The organism is Paenibacillus pseudetheri, from assembly GCF_924513355.1.
In the GTDB taxonomy this organism is placed as follows: domain Bacteria; phylum Bacillota; class Bacilli; order Paenibacillales; family Paenibacillaceae; genus Paenibacillus_AQ; species Paenibacillus_AQ pseudetheri.
Window position 1 is genome coordinate 16,491 of record NZ_CAKMAB010000028.1, and the last position, 18,906, is coordinate 35,396.

The following is an 18,906-nucleotide window of genomic DNA, read 5'->3' on the forward strand; positions in this document are numbered from 1 at the left end:
ATTATGATGGAATGTACATCTTTGAATTGATATGTGATACAATTAAATTGTACACAAATTAAATAAGGGGAGTTAATCAAATGATCATAGCAGGTAATATCATGGTCGGTCTTGTTGCGTTAATACATATTTATATTGTCTATCTGGAAATGTTCGCTTGGTCAAAGCCCAAAGGGCTTCGAGTTTTTGGAATGACGCAGGAAGTTGCGGACGCTTCTAAAACTCTAGCAGCGAATCAAGGGTTGTATAATGGATTTTTAGCTGCTGGTTTAATTTGGGGATTGGTTCATCCGAATGTGAATTTCGGCCACCAAGTTGAAATCTTTTTCCTCTGCACTGTTATAGTGGCGGCGATTTATGGTGCACTAACGGTGAAAAAATCTATTTTGTTCATGCAAGGACTTCCAGCTTTCATCGCTTTAATATTAGTAGTTTCGACTTAAGATAACCTAAAAGTTAGCGAATTCAGGGTTTTCCCTCGCGTGTCGGCGTGGTGAAGCCTTTTTTTGCGTGAGATAAAATGATGTAATCAGTAACCATGCGGTTCATTTTATTTTCCTATGACTTACGGGGAAGCGGCAACTGCCATTTTGCAAGTAATAGTGTTGAAAAGTAAATCCAAATTTTTTAAAAAAGAGCTGCTTCCCGAAGGAATCGCTTGTCAGGGAAACAGCCCTTTTTTATGTCTGGCGTCTTCAAGAGGGGAAGAACTGCTTATTGAATAGAGGCAGCATAAATCGCTTCTACAGATTTAGAGAGGAGCATGTTAAACTCTTCGTCTGACTGCCCGGCACTTAGTCCTTGCGATAAAGCACGTGAGAAGCTGGCGATTAATCCTTGATTATGGGCGAGCTTATCGTTGGCCTCAGCTTGTGTGTAACCGCCGGACAAAGCGACAATTCTTAAAACGTGAGGATCATCCATTAATTCACGATAGAAGTTATCCTCCGTAGGTATGGAGAGCTTAAGCATGACCTTCACGTCTTTGCCCAGCTTCGTCAATTGAGCTGAAAGTTCTTCTTTTAACAGCTTCTCTGACGTTGTTTTATCAGTAGAGTGGATATCAACTTCCGGTTCGATGATCGGAACCAGTCCCGCTTCTAAAATTTGCTTACCGACTTCAAACTGTTGTTCAACAACTTTTTTGATGCCGGAAGGATTGGCTTCTTTAATCACCGAGCGCATTTTGGTCCCAAAAATATTCCGTTCGTTGGCCCGCTTAAGAAGATCACTTAAGCCGGGAATTGGCTTCATGAGCTGTACACCGTTTTCAGGCTCGTCAAGTCCTTTATCGATTTTCAGAGTAGGCACAATGCCTTTTTCCTCCCACAGATAATCAGCAGTATATTTCCCGTCGATGAGACGGTCCATTGTGTTCTCAAATAGGATTGCACCCAGTATATACTTTGAATCAAATGCTGGGCTCTTGATAATGCGCGTTCGCATCTCGTGAACCATTGCATACATTTGATCTTCATTGGAGTAGCTGTCCTCTTTAATGCCATATTGCAGCAGCGCTTTAGGTGTACTTCCACCACTTTGGTCCAAGGCAGCTATAAATCCCTGTCCCGTCCGAATTCGATCCCATTGCTTCATATTCATGAAAAAATCTCCTTCCTTTCGTAAACTGAATGGAAATTCATACGTTCTTTAATTATTAACACTTAAAATACCTGCCTTAAACAAAGAGGCATGGATACTCAGTAGTCTGTCAACGCCTTCAAAGTTATCTGTGCTAATCCCTACGAAGCATACTCTGATAATCTTCCTCGAAGATGACCTTTTTTTATGCTTAAAGATCTAAGTTGAGATTAAAAGCAAGATCGATTTGTAATATTTTATTTATGTCGTCCATTTCAAAATGATCAATTACTTTAAGTTAGTTTAAAGATACGAGGGAGTACGAGTAAAGATGACGACTGGAAATTTTATTCTTGTTACAAAGTGACTGTTGTGATGGTTTTCTAATCGGAGGGTATAGGTCAGATTGGTTAAAGCCGCGCTGGGATTGAGATTTTTCTTTAATCAACGTAAATATCAGAGTAATTTGATGCGAATAATTCAGTAAGTTTTTCTTTGTGACATTAATCATAATTACCATTTCATAGCTTTGTGAAAATAATAACTTTTCGTAAATGTCGAAATGAGGTTGACGTATGAAAATATCAGTCGTATGATTGATTCTACTGAGTATGTTAGTAATTAAAAGTAAGTATATAAATAATATATAACAACAGGAGGAATGAAAGTGGAATCATCAACATTTGTGCTATTCGGCGCTACAGGAGATTTGGCAAAACGTAAAATCTATTCTGCACTATATAACCTCTTTTTAGATGGTCAAATTTCAGGTCCTCTTTCTGTGATTGGATTAGGAAGAAGAGAAGTTTCGAATGAAGCCTTCCGTAAGCAAGTACTGCAATCGTTACAGACTTTTTCTAGACAACCAGCGGTTGACTCACCGCAATTGCAGGTGTTCTTGGAAGCTTTTGAATATAGTGTTCTAGACGTAGGGAATACAGAAGATTACTTGAAGCTGCTGGAGCATGTTAAACGTCGCGAGCAGTTGTTCAATATTCCGGAGAACCGGATGTTCTATTTGTCTGTGGGTCCTGAGTTCTTCAAGGAAATCGCAGCTAATATTCACTCAAGTGGTCTGGGTTCCACGAAAGGCTGGAAGCGTCTGATTATTGAGAAGCCTTTTGGCACAGATTTGAAATCAGCAAGAGAGCTGAATGATAGCTTGAATGCCGTATTTACTGAAGAAGAAATCTTCCGGATTGACCACTTCCTAGGTAAACCGATGGTGCAGAATTTGGAAGTTCTGAAGTATTCTAATCCAGTGCTAAGAGCGCTGTGGAAAAATAGATATATCGCGAATGTTCAAATTACGGCGAGTGAGACTGTCGGCGTTGAAGAGCGGGCAGGCTATTATGATAAAGCTGGTGCACTTCGTGATATGTTCCAGAACCATATGCTGCAGTTAATGATGATGATGGCAATGCAGCTTCCTAAAGGCAGTACACCTGAAGAAATCCGTGGGAAGAAAATATACGTCATGGAGCATCTCATTCCAATTAGCAAAGATGAGGTTAATAAACATGTTGTTCGTGGACAATATGCAGAGGGTGAGATTAAAGGGAATGCTGTGGCAGGTTATTTGAATGAGCCGGGTATTAATCAATCCTCGCAAAATGAGACGTTTATCGCAGCGCGTTTATTTATAGATGATCCGCTCTGGAATGATGTACCTTTCTATGTTCGTACTGGGAAGAGAATGAAGGAGAAATCTACACGTATTGTTATTGAGTTTAAAGAACCGTTTAATGATAGTAATAACTTGAATAAAGGAAATGATGTACCGAATTTACTGATTATCGAGATTGGACCGAATGAAGCCATAACGCTACAACTTAACACGAAAGATCAGCTGCAAAAAGGAAAGCTTGAGCCTGTCCGCGCTACTTATGAAGCGGGTACCTCAGATGTTCCGGAAGCCTACGAGAATCTAATTTTCGATGCATTACGTGGTGATGCTACCTTCTTCGCTCACTGGAGAGAAGTAGAACTGTCATGGCAGTGGGTTACACCTATCCAGGAAGCGATGGAAGAGGGGCTTATGCCACTTCACACTTATGCTTCAGGTTCATATGGTCCAGATGCGGCTATGGAGCTATTGGGTGAAGATCGCTGGTGGTTCGATGAGGCAGATCAGGAGTCAGAAGTTCTCTCTGCTCAGGCAGAAGTTGCAGCAACAGAGGAATCTATACGGCCAGGGGCGTAAGCCCCTGCCTGTTTTTTTTACCAATTTTGGAGAAATTACATCACAAGAATCTATATATCGGAGGGGAATTACATGAAGGTAGGATTAGTTGGATTAGGAAAAATGGGCTTCAATTTGGGCCAGAATTTGCTGGATCATGGACATGAGGTTGTCGCATTTGATTTGAATGCACCTGCTGTGGAAGAAATGAAAGCTAAAGGTGCAAGTGGAGCAGTAACACTGCCTGAGCTAGTGCAACAATTGGAAACACCAAGAATTATTTGGATCATGGTTCCGCATCAGGTCGTTGATTCAGTAATCGCTGAACTCACTCCACAATTGTCTAAAGGTGATATCGTTATTGAAGCAGGAAACTCACACTATAAGGAATCTATTCGCCGGTATGAGGAATTGAAGGAGCACGGAATTCACTTTATGGACGCTGGTACGTCCGGAGGGATGGAAGGAGCGCGTAACGGCGCTTGTTACATGGTTGGTGGAGATCATGAAGCTTGGGAGGTTGTGGAGCCCATCTTCCGTGATACAGCTGTAGAAAGCGGCTTTTTATATGCTGGTAAAGCAGGCAGCGGCCATTTTCTAAAGATGGTGCATAACGGTATCGAATACGGCATGATGGCTGCTATCGGTGAAGGTTTTGAGGTACTGGAGAAGAGTGAGTTTGATTACAACTTTGAGGAAGTCGCTCGGGTGTGGAATCATGGATCTGTCATCCGTTCTTGGCTGATGGAACTGGTTGAACGTGCGTTCTCGAAAGATGCTAAATTGGATGAAATCAAAGGGATTATGCACTCCTCCGGAGAAGGTAGATGGACGCTTGAAACTGCATTTGATTTGCAAGCCGCAACACCAGTGATCGCAATGGCGTTATTAATGCGCTACCGTTCACTTGAGACCGATACCTTCACTGGTAAAGTAGTGGCTGCACTCCGGAATGAATTTGGTGGACATGCCGTTGAAACGAAGTAATTAATGTTAATCATTAGCCCGAATTTCCTCGCAATTATTCTGCGGTGAAATTTGGGCTTTTGTTTTGCGAAAATTAATAAATGGAGAGAATAGATCGAGTACGACTTTAATCTTTTTAACATATTTTAGAGTTAGATGGGGAAATTACGATAAGGGGGAGTTGACATGCGAAGCGGAATTCGAGAAAGACTTCATTTTCTGTATAAATTTCTGCATGCGCCCCGACAATTAGGAAGCGTTACTCCCAGTTCGCGCTGGCTAGCAAAAACGATGATCGACATTATTCCATGGCAACAAATGCATAATATAGCTGAGCTGGGTGCTGGTACTGGAGCCATCACAAGATTTATTCCAAGCGGGGAAGAGAGTGGGATGAATGTGCTCCTGTTTGAGAAGGATCCTGATTTTCGTCATCAACTAAGACTTAAATTCCCTGACCGTATTTTTTTTAACGATTGCCTGCGGCTACGGCTTGCGCTTCATAATAGAAGGTTGAAGAAGGTAGATTGCATCGTGAGCAGTTTGTCTTTTAGGAATTTCTCAGCCTCAGATCGAACGCTTTACATTGAGCAAATCATATCTTCTTTAAAAGAGGGCGGCTGGTTTATCACTTTTGAATATTTTCCTCAAATGAAGAAAGAATTAATGCAGCATTTTGATATTGTGAGTGTTAAATGGGTGCTGTTAAATTTCCCGCCAGCGCTTGTTTATATTTGTAGGAAGAAGGCTTCTACACAAGTAAAGCAATCAGATCATATTCATTCTTCCGTAGATGTAATATCAATCTCTCAGGTTTCTACGGAAAGATAAGGTTGAAAAATATAACAAATGCCGCTACCCAGCTCACACTGGGGAACGGCATTTGTTAAATTAGGCTTAGTATGTTCTTACCCTCTGTTAATAGAGAACCTCAATATTGTCCTCGTTCAGACGTTTTAGCCAAGCTTCAGAAGGCTTACGGTCAGTGATCAGAAAATCAATATGGCCAAGCTCAACCAGCTTTGTAAAAGCAGTCTTATCGAATTTGGTGTGATCCGCCAGGAGTACGACCTTATTGGCTTGCCTTAGCATGTACTTCTTGAGCTCACACTCCGGTTCGTTGGAATCTGTGATGCCTCGTTCCATATCCATTCCTTTGCAACTGATTACCGCTGTATCCACATTGTATCTTTGAATGGTGTCATGGGCTACCGGTCCCACCAGCGACAACGATCGGTAACGAAGTGAACCGCCAGTAGAGATGATATCCATCCCTGAATTCGAGAACTCATGCAAAATATTTATAGAATTTGTGATGATGGTTAAATTATTTTTGTTTCCCAGCAATTTTAGAAACTCAAAGGCTGTAGAGCTTGGATCTACCATTAATGTATCTCCATCATTGATTAAATCGAGCGCCTTCAGGGCGATTCCCCGTTTAATATCTGTATTCAAGGCATTACGTGTAACAAAAGGCAGATCCTCATTCGTATGGCGATTCAGCATAGCGCCGCCATAGGTACGACTAAGGATGCCATCCTTCTCTAGCTTCTCCAAATCTCTGCGTATCGTCTCTTCAGTGACCTCAAACATTTTACTTAGATCGGAGACAAGTACTCGTTTATCTTGATGGACGAGATCTATTATTTTTTTACGTCTTTCGGCTGCAAGCATAGGAATCACCTTTCCGAAGCTATATTTTACAATCATGCGCTAAATATCTGTGTTTTGCAATAAAAACAACGTATATACATCTGTATTTGCCAATAATATTCACAAAACAGATATAAAACAAACAAAAACAACATAAATAATATTAAAAATGTTGACAACAAAGATTTAGGGGCATACGATGAAGAAGGAAATAAATCCTTTAGAAATTTATCGAGTTGGTGTGATGCAAGGCCGGTCCAGCTGGTATTCAGAGGCCAGCCTGAGGCGCAGCAGAAGGAATACAACGCTTTAGCTTGTAGAGAAAAGTAAATGATTTTGGTGTTGCTTAAAGAACTCATTAGGAGGCTGGTCAAGCAATGAGCACACATGTGTTTTACGTTCCATCGATCAATATTATGGGCAAGGGATGCTTGCAGGAAATTGGTTCTTATATTCAAGAACTGAATTTGAAGAAGGCACTTGTAGTTACAGACAAATTCCTTATGAAGAGCGGCATTGCCGGTAAATTGCTGGCAGTATTGGACGAAGCGGGCATTGTATACGCCATTTATGATGAAGTGAAGTCCAATCCAACCTGTAAAAATGTTCATGATGGCGTGGAATATCTCCAAGCACAGAATTGCGACTATCTGATCTCCATCGGTGGTGGTTCGCCACAGGATACAGCCAAAGCCATTGGTATCATTGCCACGAATGGCGGACACATCAAAGAATATGAGGGCGTACACAAGTCGAAGCATAAATCGCTGCCTATCGTTGCTGTGAATACCACCGCAGGCACTTCAGCTGAAGTCACCATTAACTATGTAATCACAGACGAAGAACGTAAAGTGAAGATGGTAATGGTGGATAAGAACAGTATTGCTACAATCTCAGTTAACGATCCAGAGCTTATGGTAGATAAACCCGCTGCACTTACGGCAGCAACAGGAATGGACGCTTTGACTCATGCAATTGAAGCACTGGTAACGCCGGGAGCTTATCCGGTAACTGATGCTACGGCACTAGCCGCAGTGGAGATTATATTCGCTAACTTGGCTCGTACCGTGAAGAATGGCCATGATATTGAGGCTCGTGAGCAAATGGTGTATGCGATTTTCCTAGGCGGACTTGCTTTCAATAATGCAGGACTTGGTTATGTGCATGCGATGGCGCATCAGCTTGGCGGTGTATATGATCTGCCACATGGCGTATGTAATGCAATGCTACTTCCTTATGTGGAAGAAGAGAATGCCAAATATGTGCCTGAGAAATTCAGAGCTATTGCTAAAGCAATTGGGTTAAACGTGGAGGACCAAACTGATAAGGAATGCGCGGACTTCGTAATCGAGTCGATCAAGGCGTTGTCTAAAGAAGTAGGAATTCCATCTAAACTATCCGAGCTTGGAGTAGATGAGGTCGATCTTGATCTTTTAGCAGAGAACTCCATGAAGGATGCGTGTGCACCGGGTAACCCTTTTATTCCAACGAAGGAAGAAGTCATTACTCTATTCAAAAAAATACTATAATCATCCCTTACTTTAGGAGATTCTTTATGAATAATCATATCGCCATTGATATTGGTGCCTCTAGTGGTGGGGATTTACTCTCCCGTACGAATATCGGACTCGATTTCTTTGCTGGCAGTATTAATCATATCGCTGCTTGGGTGATTGGTACACGCAATACCATTAAGGCGTTACTTCGCGCAATGCTCGAACCTGTGGAAGAATTGAAGCGAATCGAGCGGCTTGGATTACACCTCACGACTAGCGCTTACGAAAGAATTCAAATCGTATCCGTTTGGAGCCGTGTGGGATTACTATTGTGCTTCGCAAGACACACCCGTTCGGGAGCAATGGCTGGCTGAAGTGAAGCGTTATGAACAGGAAGTTTTGTCTGTAAGATAGAGCGTTAGAGTGGATGTGGAGAGTAACATATACAAAGGAGAGATTGACAATGAGTACATCCGTATTAGAATCCAAAGGGTATATTGCCAGTAGTGAGGCTCCATTTATTCAGGAAATGTCAGAGATTACCCGTCATATGTGGGAGCTTGGCTGGGATGAGCTGAATGGCGGTAATGTCAGCTATCTGTTGGATGAGAATGAGGTTGCAAAATATATTAACGTTCTAGAGCCACTACGCACCATTAAACTTACCTTCCCTGTAAAAGAATTAGCCGGCAAATACTTCATCGTGACCGGTTCTGGCAAGTATTTCAGAAATGTGATCAAAGACCCGGAAGCCAATCTCGGTGTGCTTCGGGTTAGTGCGAATGGTGAAAGTGTAGAAGTGTTATGGGGATTGCGGAACGGCGCTGTACCTACTAGTGAATTGGCTTCTCATTTCATGAGCCATATTGAGCGACTGAAGGTGGACCCTACGCACCGTATCGTACTTCATACACATGCTACGAATGTTATCGCGATGACCTTCACGCATGATCTGGATGAATTGAAGTTTACGAAGACGCTTTGGGAAATGTGCACAGAGTGCCTTGTTGTATTTCCTGATGGCGTTAGTGTCATTCCATGGATTGTTCCTGGCAGCAGTGAAATCGGCCGCGAAACCGCTAAGAAAATGAAGGATCACCGCCTAGTCATCTGGCCGCAGCACGGGATTTTCGGCACTGGCTCCTCAATGGATGCCACCTTTGGTCTAGTAGAGACTGTTGAAAAGGCTGCTACGATCTACAACCTGATTGGCGGAAGAGAAATGAAGCAAAAGATCACAGATCAGCAGCTGTGGGATTTAGCTAAGGCGTTCGGAGTGACTCCTAAAGCTGGAATTCTTGAGGTTTAAGAGTTTCATATATATTGATGAGAACCGGGCGTTCGCAGATTTTGCGAGGTCTGGTTTTTTTTATGATTTTTTCTTACATAAAGATCATTAAAAATTTGCATTTTCCATCTTCTGGGGAGATAATTAGCCTTACTTAAAGTAATCAAATAATCAATTGGAGGTAATATGTATGAACACAGAGCTATTATTTTCACCTATTCAAGTGGGAAATCTTTCGCTGTCAAACCGAATCGTCATGGCGCCGATGACTCGGGTGTTCTCACCGGATGGTGTGCCGGGAAGTAATGTTGCCGCATATTACCGCAGACGGGCAGAGGGTGGAGTAGGATTAATCGTTACCGAGGGTACAGCCATTAACCATCCTTCGGCAGTCAGCCACGCCAATATTCCCAATATACATGAAGAAGCAGCTTTAGAGGGCTGGAAGCAGGTAGTAGAAGAAGTTCACGCTGCTGGAGGTAAGATCATACCCCAATTATGGCATGTGGGAATGGCGCGAACTATAGGGGAAGGCCCTAATGTTGAAGCCCTTCCTATTGGCCCTTCTGGTCTGAATTTAGCAGGAGAATCTGTGACAGAGCCACTGACTACAGCTGAAGTTGAAAGCTTAGTCACAGCATTTGCTCAAGCGGCAGCGAACGCGAAAAAAGTGGGTTTTGATGGTATCGAGATTCATGGTGCACATGGTTATCTGATAGACCAGTTCTTCTGGGAAGGAACGAACAAACGTACCGATCGGTACGGTGGCGATTTGGTTGGTAGAACTACATTTGCAGTAGAGGTTATTGAAGCATGCCGTAAAGCGGTAGGGCCAGATTTTCCGATCGTGCTACGCTTCTCTCAATGGAAATTGGGTGCCTATGATGAGAAGCTGGCAAAAAATGCAGATGAGCTCGAAAGATTCCTTACTCCACTTAGCGATGCTGGCGTTGATATTTTCCACTGCTCCACTCGTCGCTTCAGCCAACCTGAATTTGAGGGATCTGAGCTTAATCTCGCAGGATGGACCAAGAAAATCACGGGGAAACCATCTATTACGGTGGGTTCTATCGGTCTTCACAGTGATTTTTTTGCAGAAGACTCAGCTCAGAAGACAGAAGATAACATTAATGAATTACTAGATAGAATGGACCGTGAGGAGTTTGATTTGGTTGCTATTGGCAGAGCTTTAATTAGCGATCCAGCTTGGCCTGCCAAAGTTCAAAGCGGAGCTATAGACGAAATCATTCCATTCACGGCTGAATCGACAAAGACTCTTTACTAAAGGCACAGAAAAGCGGGTTATGGACAGCTTTATTTTTAGAATAATTTTCATTGAAGGATAATATTATCATAGGTAATAAAAAGCATAATAGGTAGGGAGGATATGGGTTGATAGATATCACAGAAGTCTTCATAGATACTCTAGCACCGAACAGTGCAGCAATTAAGAACGGGCAAGGACTAGTTAAGAAGAGACGATTTGTCCAATTGAATCAGTCGGAAGACGGCGTGGTTCTGTTTGGTGAATGCGGTGGTAGCGGTAGCAGCAACTATTATCCTTCTGCTGATTTTGTTGTTTCTGACAAACCGGTGATGCGTTGTACTTGTCCAAGCAGGCAGATTCCTTGTAAGCATGTCCTCGGATTGCTATATGCCTATGTAGGCAAGGAGACTTTCGTATCTGCAACGATTCCTGAAGATCTTGCTGTTAAACGAGAGAAGATGAGTAAGCGTGAAGAACGAAAATCTGAGCTTGCTGCGGAAGGGGCTAATGTTAAGCCCAAGAAAGTGAACAAGTCCGCACTTAAGAAAAAGATTGGAGCTCAACTGGAGGGCTTGGCTGTACTGGAGAAACTGACCCAATCGCTTATACGCGCAGGACTTGGAACAATAGACGCCAAGGGTGTAAAGGATATTCAGGTGCACGTGAAGATGATGGGCAATTATTACTTAACTGGTGCACAAATTGAATTAAGAAGATTAGCTTTATTGCTCTCCTCTACTGACAATCGTGAGAAGACTTATTCATTAGCAATAGAGCAGCTAACCCGAATTCATGCGTTCATCAAGAAAGGGCGCGCTCATCTAACAATGAAGCTGGAAGATCCGGATTTGTCTTTGAATAATGAATCTACGATTGAAGAATGGCTTGGTCATGCTTGGCAGCTAACGGAGCTTAAGGAATGTGGCCTGATGAGCTCCGATGTAGAACTGATCCAGCTTTCATTCCTCAGCTATGATGATGCGGCCAGACAGGAATATGTAGACTTAGGCTACTGGATAGAAAAGTCTACTGGTAATATACATCGTACGCTCCAGTATCGCCCTTATAAAGCAGCCAAGTATATTCATGAAGAAGATAGTTTCACTGATGTTGCACTCATTCCTTCCTTATATCATTATCCTGGCGACCGGAACCGGAGGGTACGTTTCGAGAGTATGTCAACACGACCTCTGACTAATCAGGATGTAGAGTGGATCGTTTCTAAGGCATCACATTCTTTTTCCGAAAGCTTCAAGCAGATTAAAAATCAGTTAAAGAATCCCCTAGCAGACAAGAATCCTGTGATGCTGCTGCATGTGAATAAGATTAGCAAGTCTCAGCAAGATCAGTTCGTCCTTACGGACGAATCGGGTCAGTATTTGGTGTTAGACCAAATAGTAGCACTCGAGCAGGATACACTTGCACTGTTACAATACTTTACACTCGAAGAACTATCGGATACTACGATGCTGCTTATGTTTGAACATCAACTCGATACAGGACGATTGAAAGCACAACCGTTAACCCTTATCAAAGGGATAGAGATGATCCGTCTCTTATATTAAAAATATAAGAAAGCATAAGTTTCACATAAACTTTGGGAGGAATATCCATGAGTACAGCTTTACTACAAGAGCTTCATCAAGAAGTAAACCGGCTGTATATAGCTGGAAGTGAGCTCGCTGCTGAGGATTTCCGCTTAAAGCGGCTATTGCCACAGTTTCAACAGTTAGGTGAACGTGCTCCCATATTCAAAAGGTTAGGAGAGGGAATCGTTGCGGTCATTGAACCAGATCATTCCGAGGGATCTTCCTCTGCTCAGAACCTACAGGAGCTCAGTGTGCTGCTTAGCTCGGTGCTATATACACAGGGAGCGACTTCGCCTGATGGTGAACTGCTTGAGGTGGAAGTCCATCCGGTGAGATTGCCTACTCAGTTCTCATATCGTAGGCTGTCAGCGGTACAGACGGCATTAAAGACTCGTGGGGGAGGACGTTATGAGATTATCAAGGAAGCTTTTGAGACAGGATTGTTCCAAGATCTTCGAATGATTCATCCTGCTTTAGCAGCCCTCCAAGATCCATATGTTGAGATCGCCGAGCTTGTGATGAAGCAGATACTGCCAGCCTATGGCCCTCAGATTCTTCCGATCCTTATCGATCAATTTGATCCAGCTGGAGGAATAGTGGAGACGAGAAAGCTGTACGTGATCGCAGTATTAGGTGGTGATAGCGTTCAGGATCTGATCTATCAAGCTGCGGATTCAGGATCAGAAGATGTTCGGTCTATGGCTATTTCTCTGCTCGCAAGTCAGGGACAATATGAAGTTGAATTACTTGCTTGGAGTACTGATAAAAAGAAAAAAATTCGCGAAGCTGCCTATAATGCGCTGGCTAAGAGCGACTCGGCAAATGCGGTGAATCGGCTGCATGAGGCATTTACGGGAAAAGATAGTGAACTAGTAGTTCCTGCACTGAGACAGTGTCAAGCTCAAGAGCTCACAAAACGACTTGTTGTAGAGTTATCAGAAATGCTTCAAACTGTCTCGGAGATTATGGGCGATGCGAAGAAAAAAGACGGATTATGGATTAGGGTAGTCCAGTATCTTCGGGTTTTATCTTACAAACGCAGTCCTGAACTAGAAAAACTATATTTTAATGTTCTAGAGCAGTATCCATTATATATGAATCAGCTAAAGTGGAATTCATTGATCGAGGAAGCAAACTCCTATTTTAGACAGATAGATTCTATCGAAGCGAAACGTATATTACAACAGACACTTGAGCGTGATCTTGTCTACTATAGAAACAATAGAAGATATGTGAATGATGTTTTTAAAGACGCGTATCTCTACTTGTCACCAGAGCGTGTGTATGAACAATATGTTGAAGTTCTAAAGCATTATGCGCCATCTTCAACTAGCCATACTTCTTCAATGGCGCAGCAACTGCTGCGCACAATATCTGAAGTTGTAGTTCAACGGTATCATGGAACTTATGATGCAGTTTGGAATTCACCTGTAGACCAGATTCAATATATGTATAAGGTCGAAATGCAGCCCCCCGAGGTACTGGCTATTCAATGGGATTCACGGTGGCTTGACGCTTTTATAGAGCTGGATCAATACGAACTGGTAAGTGCCTTTGCAAGGCCGGGACATGCCGAAGCAATGCAGTATTTGCTTCGTAAATTAACCGATAATCCTGAATTCCGCCATCGGTTTTCCAATATTCTCTTGATGGGCTTAGCACGTACAGGGATAAATAAACAAAGCTTGCAAGAGGCTCTCCTAGTGGCTTTGGAAGATGATAGAAATACAGAATGTCGATTAATTGAACCGTATACGTTTGAACAGCTATGTCAGCTTCCAGCAAGTTTTGCGAGTCGAATAATAACTGTTCTACCTCGATTTAGTGAGGTTGCAGAAGAACAACTTGAGTATGTCATTCGCCTCATGCAAGGACCATCAAACCCAATAGAAGAGGTGTAGCTAACGATGAGTCAAGAACGATTACAAGATATTATGAGGCTTCCAGCAGAAAGATTGTATGAGCATGAGTTGGAAGCGCTTCGTAAAGCGGACACTGGTAAGATTCCAGCAGGATGGCAGATGTCGCCCCAATCTGTACTGAAGTTTATCGTTGGCGGTAAAGCAGGGAGTGCCGAGATTACACCTAAGTACATTGGTAACAAGCGATTAATAGAGATGGCGATAGCCACGCTAGTAACTGATCGTGCACTGCTATTAATCGGTGAGCCGGGTACAGCAAAGTCATGGTTATCTGAGAATTTATCAGCTGCTATATATGGACAATCAGGACTTGTCGTACAAGGTACTGCGGGTACGAGTGAAGAGCAGGTGCGCTATTCGTGGAACTACGCAATGCTGCTTGCACAAGGCCCTACGCCGGAAGCGCTAGTGAAGAGCCCCATTATGCGAGCGATGGAGGATGGGGGCATTGCACGTTTTGAGGAGATATCTCGTTGTGCATCTGAGGTACAGGATGCGTTGATATCCATCTTATCAGAGAAGACGATATCCGTTCCTGAGCTAGGTAAGGAGATGAGTGCGCGCAAAGGCTTCTCGATCATTGCAACAGCTAATACGAGAGACCGTGGTGTAAATGACATGTCAACTGCCTTAAAGAGACGGTTTAATATTATCGTCCTTCCAGCCCCTACGGATTTGTATACTGAAGTTGAGATTGTGAAGAAACGAGTTCGTGAAATTGCCTCTTCCTACGATTTGCAAGCGGCGCTCCCTGCAGACGAAGCTTTACATAAGGTCGTGACCATCTTCCGTGAGTTGCGTAGCGGGATGACATTGGATAAGAAGGAGAAGGTGAAGTCTCCGGCAGGCGTGATTTCCACAGCTGAAGCGATCTCGCTCTTAACGAATAGTATGGCGCTGGCCGCAAGCTTCGGTAATGGAGAACTGACGGACGAAGATCTGGCCGCAGGGCTGCAAGGTGCCATTGTGAAAGATGATGATAAGGATCAACTTGTCTGGAGAGAGTATCTCGACAATATTATGAAGAAACGTGGCGCAGATTGGCGGGGGTTATATACGGCTTGTAAGGAGATGAACTAGTGGAGAGCGAAACTACTGGAGCTGGCGTGCATATTTTTGGGGTGCGGCATTTGTCTCCTGGTGGTGCGCAGCATCTATTGAGCTTCCTTCATGAAATAGAGCCCACAGCTGTGTTAATTGAGGGTCCATCGGATGCTACACCTGAGATTCGCCATGTCATCAACATGACAACCAAACCTCCTATTGCCATTCTAGCTTTTACGGAGGAAGTTCCTGTGCGTACAGCCCTATGGCCGCTTGCGCTATATTCCCCCGAATATCAAGCAATGAGATGGGCGGAGCAGCAAGGAGCTTATACTGCATTTATAGATTTACCTTCATCAGTGGTCATCGCGTTACAGGATATACGAACCAAAAGTAGAGATTCTGTTGAACAGAGCGAGGAATCTGAAGTTAACAATACAGATGAGAAGGCTCCTGAAGAAGCATCTCTATATGATAGAGTAGCTGAGCTGGCTGGTGAGCTTGATTATGATATGTATTGGGAGCGCAATTTCGAACACAACACTAACAAGGGTGCATATCAGGAAGCAATAATTTCTTTCTCATCCCAAATGCGTCAGATTTCTGAAGAAAATGAGAGACATAACAACGTAATAGAATATGCACACAATACGATACGTGAAGCTTATATGCGTCGTCAGATTCAGGATACAATCGCTGCCGGCCATCAACCAAATAAGATCGTTGTTGTATGTGGAGCATACCATGCAGCGGCGCTTGCTGATCTGGCATCTGGTATGTCGGATGAGGAAATAGATGCTCTTCCTTCTCTAAATTCGAAGCTAACACTTATGCCCTACACGTACTATAAGTTATCTTCTTTGTCTGGCTATGGAGCAGGTAACCTCGCTCCTCATTATTATCAAATGATGTGGGAACGTATGATGAATGGCTCACTTGAAGACTTGCCGAATCATTATCTGTCTACCGTAGCCAGATACTTGCGTAATACAGGGACACACCGTTCCACAGCAGAAATTATCGAAGCCGTTCGCTTAGCCGAATCATTAGCTGCCCTTCACGGTGGAAGTGCTCCGACGTTAAGAGATCTAAGAGATGCTGCGCTGACCTTACTGGGGCGTGGAGAGCTTAGTGTGATCGCTGAGGCGCTTGCTCGTACAGATATCGGTACTGCTATTGGTGAGCTGGCAGAGGGCATCAGTCAGACGCCGATTCAAGATGATCTGAATCGGCAATTAAAGCGCTTGAAGCTTGAGAAATATAAGACCCCAGTAGCAAATGATCTTGAACTAGATCTCCGAGAGAACCGAAGAGTGTCTTCTGAGGAAGCAGCTTATTTAGACTTAAATCGTTCTTTCTTTTTTCATAGGCTCAGATTACTTGGGATCGATCTAGTGAACATAAGAGCAAGTGGTCAGACTAGCGCAACGTGGGCAGAGCATTGGGTAATGAAGTGGTCTCCTGAAGTTGAGATTCAGGTTGTTGAATCTACGCTACTTGGGGAAACAATTGAGATTGCTTCAGCTTATGTATTGCAACAAAAATTAGATGGCAGCAGTACCATTTCGGAAGCGTCAGCACTTATTCGAACGGCTTATGAGTGTGGAATGATACACCAGATGGAAGCAGGACGGCAGACGCTTCAGCGTCTAGCTGTTGATACTCGAGATGTGGTGCAGATTGCTGCTTCCATTCATGAGTTATCCCTTCTGATTCAGTATGGCGATGTTCGACGGATAGATACCAAGCCGCTCATTCCTTTGCTGGAACAACTGTTTAGACGAGCCTGTCTGTTCTTGCTGGATGCGAGCCAATGTAACGATGAGGCTTCAGGTGAGATGCTTAAAGCTATGAACATACTGAATCAGGCAGCTATTGCGCATAGTGAGGAAGTAGATGAGGTGTTGTGGATCCAAGAGCTGAAACACTTGTCAGAGAGGGATGACTGCAATCCGCGTTTATCTGGAGTGGCGTGTTCCATTTTATTGGAGCGTAATGCGATGACTGCACAGCAATGTTCAGAAGAAGTATCGAGGCGCCTGTCACCAGGTATACCCGCAGAACTTGGAGCCGGCTGGTTCGAAGGGATGTCTATGCGTAATCGATATGTACTGTTGTCTCGATTAAGTCTGTGGGAACAATTGAATGAGTATATTAATTCATTAGATGATGAAGAATTTGTACGTGCATTAGTGTTTTTACGGCGCGCTTTCAGCACCTTTGAACCAAGAGAAAAGACGATGATTGCCGAACTGTTAGGTGAATTGTGGGGTGTGAACACCGAGCAGGCTGCTGAGATTCTGACGGGTGAGCTGAAGGAGGCCGAAGCGAAGATGATTGAGGATTTGAATGAATTTGACTTTGGAGATATATGACGATGAGTACATCAGTGGATTCAAGTGTTGTAGCTCGGTGGCGCCTTATTCTTGGTCAGTCTGCAGAAGAGCAATTGACGGTTTCTAGCGGAAACACAAGTATTCACCTGTCTGAAGATGAACTCATCATGGACCAAGCACTGGCTGCTATCTATGATGAGACGAGCGATATCGTAAATAGTGGTGATGCTAACTCTTCGGCTACGGGACAAAGAGGAGCGGGATCAGGTAAATCTGCACCCCGGTTGGCAAAATGGTTAGGAGATGTTCGAAATTTCTTCCCAGAGGATATCGTATCGGTTATTCAACATGATGCGATGGAACGGAAGGGCTGGAAGCAATTATTGTTTGAGCCGGAAGTTCTGGCAACAGTGAAGCCTGATATACAGCTAGTAGGTACACTACTTTCGCTAAAAGGGAAAATTCCTGAGAAGACAAAAGATACGGCTCGCCTGTTAGTGAAGGCGGTTGTGGATGATCTTGTAAAGCGTATGGAGGAAGATCTGCGTCGGGCGGTGACGGGTGCACTGAATCGCAGACAGCATTCTCCATTGCCATCTCTTAGTGGTATAGACTGGACACGGACGATAAAACGCAATCTGAAGCATTATGATGCAGAGCGACAACAGATTATCCCTGAGAGATTCTACTTTTATGATCGGGCAAGACGCAGCAAGGAATGGACAGTCATTGTGGATATCGATCAGAGTGGTTCTATGGCAGAATCGATTATTTGGGCTTCAGTAGTTGGTTCTATCTTTGCAAGCATCCCATCACTAAGTACCCGAGTAGTTGTATTTGATACAGAGGTTGTTGATCTGACAGAGCAATGTGCGAACGATCCTGTTGACATGTTATTCGGGATTCAGTTAGGTGGCGGTACAGATATACAAAAATCTGTTGCTTATTGCGAACAATTTATTGATCAACCGAAGAAGACATTATTTATCGTTATTTCAGATCTTTATGAAGGTGGAAACCAGGCAGGCTTAATCCGTCGGATGCGTCATCTGAAGGAATCTGGAGTTAGAACGATGTGCTTGCTGGCTTTATCTGATGAAGGCAAACCTTTCTATGATGAGCATGTGGCCAGATCTTTGACTCGCGATGGAACGCCCTGTTTTGCGTGTACACCTGCACTGCTGCCACAGTTAGTAGAAGGTGCACTAAAAGGACAGGATCTTACTGAATTAGCAAAGAAACTTGGTACAAAAGGGATTTAACAAGAGTCGTGCTATTACAGTTTTTATAAAAAGTGATATTCAGACAAGAACTGTGATTCATTACAGTTTTTGCGGCGTATATAAATATCATACCCCCCTTTATACAATATAATTTGGCCCTGTCGCTCGTCGGCAGGGTATTTTTTTTATGGAAGTCTTTAGAAGAGCTATTGTCCTGCCCTATTAAAATTTTCTTTTAGAGTATGTTCTGCTCTCACGCTGTGGTAAAATAGACCTGATTTTTCAAAAATATATGAAAGTTAAGTTTCACGCTATACATTCTCTTTATATTTCTCGCTTAAACGCTACCCAGATCAGTG

General features: G+C 43.3%; 14 protein-coding genes and 1 pseudogene. 13 read left to right on the plus strand and 2 right to left on the minus strand.

Annotated features, from left to right (window positions below):
- The first annotated feature begins 80 nt into the window (after window positions 1-80).
- Window positions 81-443 carry a DUF1304 domain-containing protein gene (locus tag L1028_RS21135; RefSeq protein WP_234539279.1) on the plus strand — a complete coding sequence of 121 codons (363 nt, stop codon included), beginning with the start codon at window positions 81-83 and terminating at the stop codon, window positions 441-443.
- Window positions 444-714: 271 nt separating this feature from the next.
- Here the strand turns inward: L1028_RS21135 and L1028_RS21140 are convergent, their stop codons facing one another.
- Window positions 715-1,602, minus strand: a complete 888-nt coding sequence (locus L1028_RS21140; RefSeq protein ID WP_234539280.1) for a fructose bisphosphate aldolase — start codon at window positions 1,600-1,602, stop codon at window positions 715-717.
- A gap of 646 nt (window positions 1,603-2,248) precedes the next feature.
- Here L1028_RS21140 and zwf point away from each other — a divergent pair.
- The 3 genes from zwf to L1028_RS21155 all read left to right on the plus strand — a co-directional run bounded on the left by zwf (window position 2,249) and on the right by L1028_RS21155 (window position 5,560).
- On the plus strand, window positions 2,249-3,784 hold the full coding sequence (gene zwf, locus L1028_RS21145; RefSeq protein WP_234539283.1) for a glucose-6-phosphate dehydrogenase: 1,536 nt from the start codon (window positions 2,249-2,251) through the stop codon (window positions 3,782-3,784).
- Window positions 3,785-3,856: 72 nt separating this feature from the next.
- Window positions 3,857-4,750: a phosphogluconate dehydrogenase (NAD(+)-dependent, decarboxylating) gene (gnd, locus tag L1028_RS21150; RefSeq protein WP_234539285.1), complete on the plus strand. Its 894-nt coding sequence runs from the start codon at window positions 3,857-3,859 to the stop codon at window positions 4,748-4,750.
- Window positions 4,751-4,915: 165 nt separating this feature from the next.
- Complete coding sequence (locus L1028_RS21155) at window positions 4,916-5,560, plus strand: class I SAM-dependent methyltransferase (protein ID WP_234539287.1); 645 nt, start codon at window positions 4,916-4,918, stop codon at window positions 5,558-5,560.
- A gap of 87 nt (window positions 5,561-5,647) precedes the next feature.
- Here the strand turns inward: L1028_RS21155 and L1028_RS21160 are convergent, their stop codons facing one another.
- Entirely contained in the window at window positions 5,648-6,403 is a 756-nt protein-coding gene (locus tag L1028_RS21160) for a DeoR/GlpR family DNA-binding transcription regulator (RefSeq protein WP_234539289.1), read from the minus strand.
- Window positions 6,404-6,759: 356 nt separating this feature from the next.
- Here L1028_RS21160 and L1028_RS21165 point away from each other — a divergent pair, with 356 nt between their 5' ends.
- The 9 genes and pseudogenes from L1028_RS21165 (at window position 6,760) to L1028_RS21205 (ending at window position 18,586) form a co-directional block, all read left to right on the plus strand.
- On the plus strand, window positions 6,760-7,911 hold the full coding sequence (locus tag L1028_RS21165) for an iron-containing alcohol dehydrogenase (protein ID WP_234539290.1): 1,152 nt from the start codon (window positions 6,760-6,762) through the stop codon (window positions 7,909-7,911).
- Window positions 7,912-7,979: 68 nt separating this feature from the next.
- Window positions 7,980-8,292: pseudogene (locus L1028_RS21170) on the plus strand (L-rhamnose isomerase); the annotation flags it as partial.
- 49 nt (window positions 8,293-8,341) lie between these two features.
- Window positions 8,342-9,187, plus strand: coding sequence for a rhamnulose-1-phosphate aldolase (gene rhaD, locus L1028_RS21175; protein ID WP_234539294.1), 846 nt, complete (start codon window positions 8,342-8,344; stop codon window positions 9,185-9,187).
- A gap of 169 nt (window positions 9,188-9,356) precedes the next feature.
- Window positions 9,357-10,451 carry an NADH:flavin oxidoreductase gene (locus L1028_RS21180; RefSeq protein WP_234539298.1) on the plus strand — a complete coding sequence of 365 codons (1,095 nt, stop codon included), beginning with the start codon at window positions 9,357-9,359 and terminating at the stop codon, window positions 10,449-10,451.
- 107 nt (window positions 10,452-10,558) lie between these two features.
- The gene (locus L1028_RS21185; protein ID WP_234539300.1) at window positions 10,559-11,998 is read left to right on the plus strand and encodes an SWIM zinc finger family protein; all 1,440 of its coding nucleotides are present in this window, start codon (window positions 10,559-10,561) and stop codon (window positions 11,996-11,998) included.
- Between the two features lie 47 nt (window positions 11,999-12,045).
- Window positions 12,046-13,923, plus strand: coding sequence for a HEAT repeat domain-containing protein (locus L1028_RS21190; protein WP_234539302.1), 1,878 nt, complete (start codon window positions 12,046-12,048; stop codon window positions 13,921-13,923).
- Between the two features lie 6 nt (window positions 13,924-13,929).
- Entirely contained in the window at window positions 13,930-15,024 is a 1,095-nt protein-coding gene (locus tag L1028_RS21195) for an ATP-binding protein (protein WP_234539305.1), read from the plus strand.
- Window positions 15,024-17,363 (plus strand): DUF5682 family protein, encoded by a 2,340-nt coding sequence (locus L1028_RS21200; RefSeq protein ID WP_234539308.1) that lies wholly within the window; start codon window positions 15,024-15,026, stop codon window positions 17,361-17,363. The genes L1028_RS21195 and L1028_RS21200 overlap by 1 nt, the downstream gene beginning before the upstream one ends.
- A gap of 2 nt (window positions 17,364-17,365) precedes the next feature.
- The gene (locus L1028_RS21205; RefSeq protein ID WP_234539311.1) at window positions 17,366-18,586 is read left to right on the plus strand and encodes a VWA domain-containing protein; all 1,221 of its coding nucleotides are present in this window, start codon (window positions 17,366-17,368) and stop codon (window positions 18,584-18,586) included.
- The last annotated feature ends 320 nt before the right edge of the window (window positions 18,587-18,906 follow it).

Coding starts and splice junctions, on each gene's coding strand:
- L1028_RS21135 (WP_234539279.1), top strand. CDS start 81: ATGATCATAGCAGGTAATATCATGGTCGGTCTTGTTGCGTTAATACAT.
- L1028_RS21155 (WP_234539287.1), top strand. CDS start 4,916: ATGCGAAGCGGAATTCGAGAAAGACTTCATTTTCTGTATAAATTTCTG.
- L1028_RS21140 (WP_234539280.1), bottom strand. CDS start 1,602: ATGAATATGAAGCAATGGGATCGAATTCGGACGGGACAGGGATTTATA.
- L1028_RS21190 (WP_234539302.1), top strand. CDS start 12,046: ATGAGTACAGCTTTACTACAAGAGCTTCATCAAGAAGTAAACCGGCTG.
- gnd (WP_234539285.1), top strand. CDS start 3,857: ATGAAGGTAGGATTAGTTGGATTAGGAAAAATGGGCTTCAATTTGGGC.
- L1028_RS21180 (WP_234539298.1), top strand. CDS start 9,357: ATGAACACAGAGCTATTATTTTCACCTATTCAAGTGGGAAATCTTTCG.
- L1028_RS21160 (WP_234539289.1), bottom strand. CDS start 6,403: ATGCTTGCAGCCGAAAGACGTAAAAAAATAATAGATCTCGTCCATCAA.
- L1028_RS21165 (WP_234539290.1), top strand. CDS start 6,760: ATGAGCACACATGTGTTTTACGTTCCATCGATCAATATTATGGGCAAG.
- L1028_RS21205 (WP_234539311.1), top strand. CDS start 17,366: ATGAGTACATCAGTGGATTCAAGTGTTGTAGCTCGGTGGCGCCTTATT.
- L1028_RS21195 (WP_234539305.1), top strand. CDS start 13,930: ATGAGTCAAGAACGATTACAAGATATTATGAGGCTTCCAGCAGAAAGA.
- rhaD (WP_234539294.1), top strand. CDS start 8,342: ATGAGTACATCCGTATTAGAATCCAAAGGGTATATTGCCAGTAGTGAG.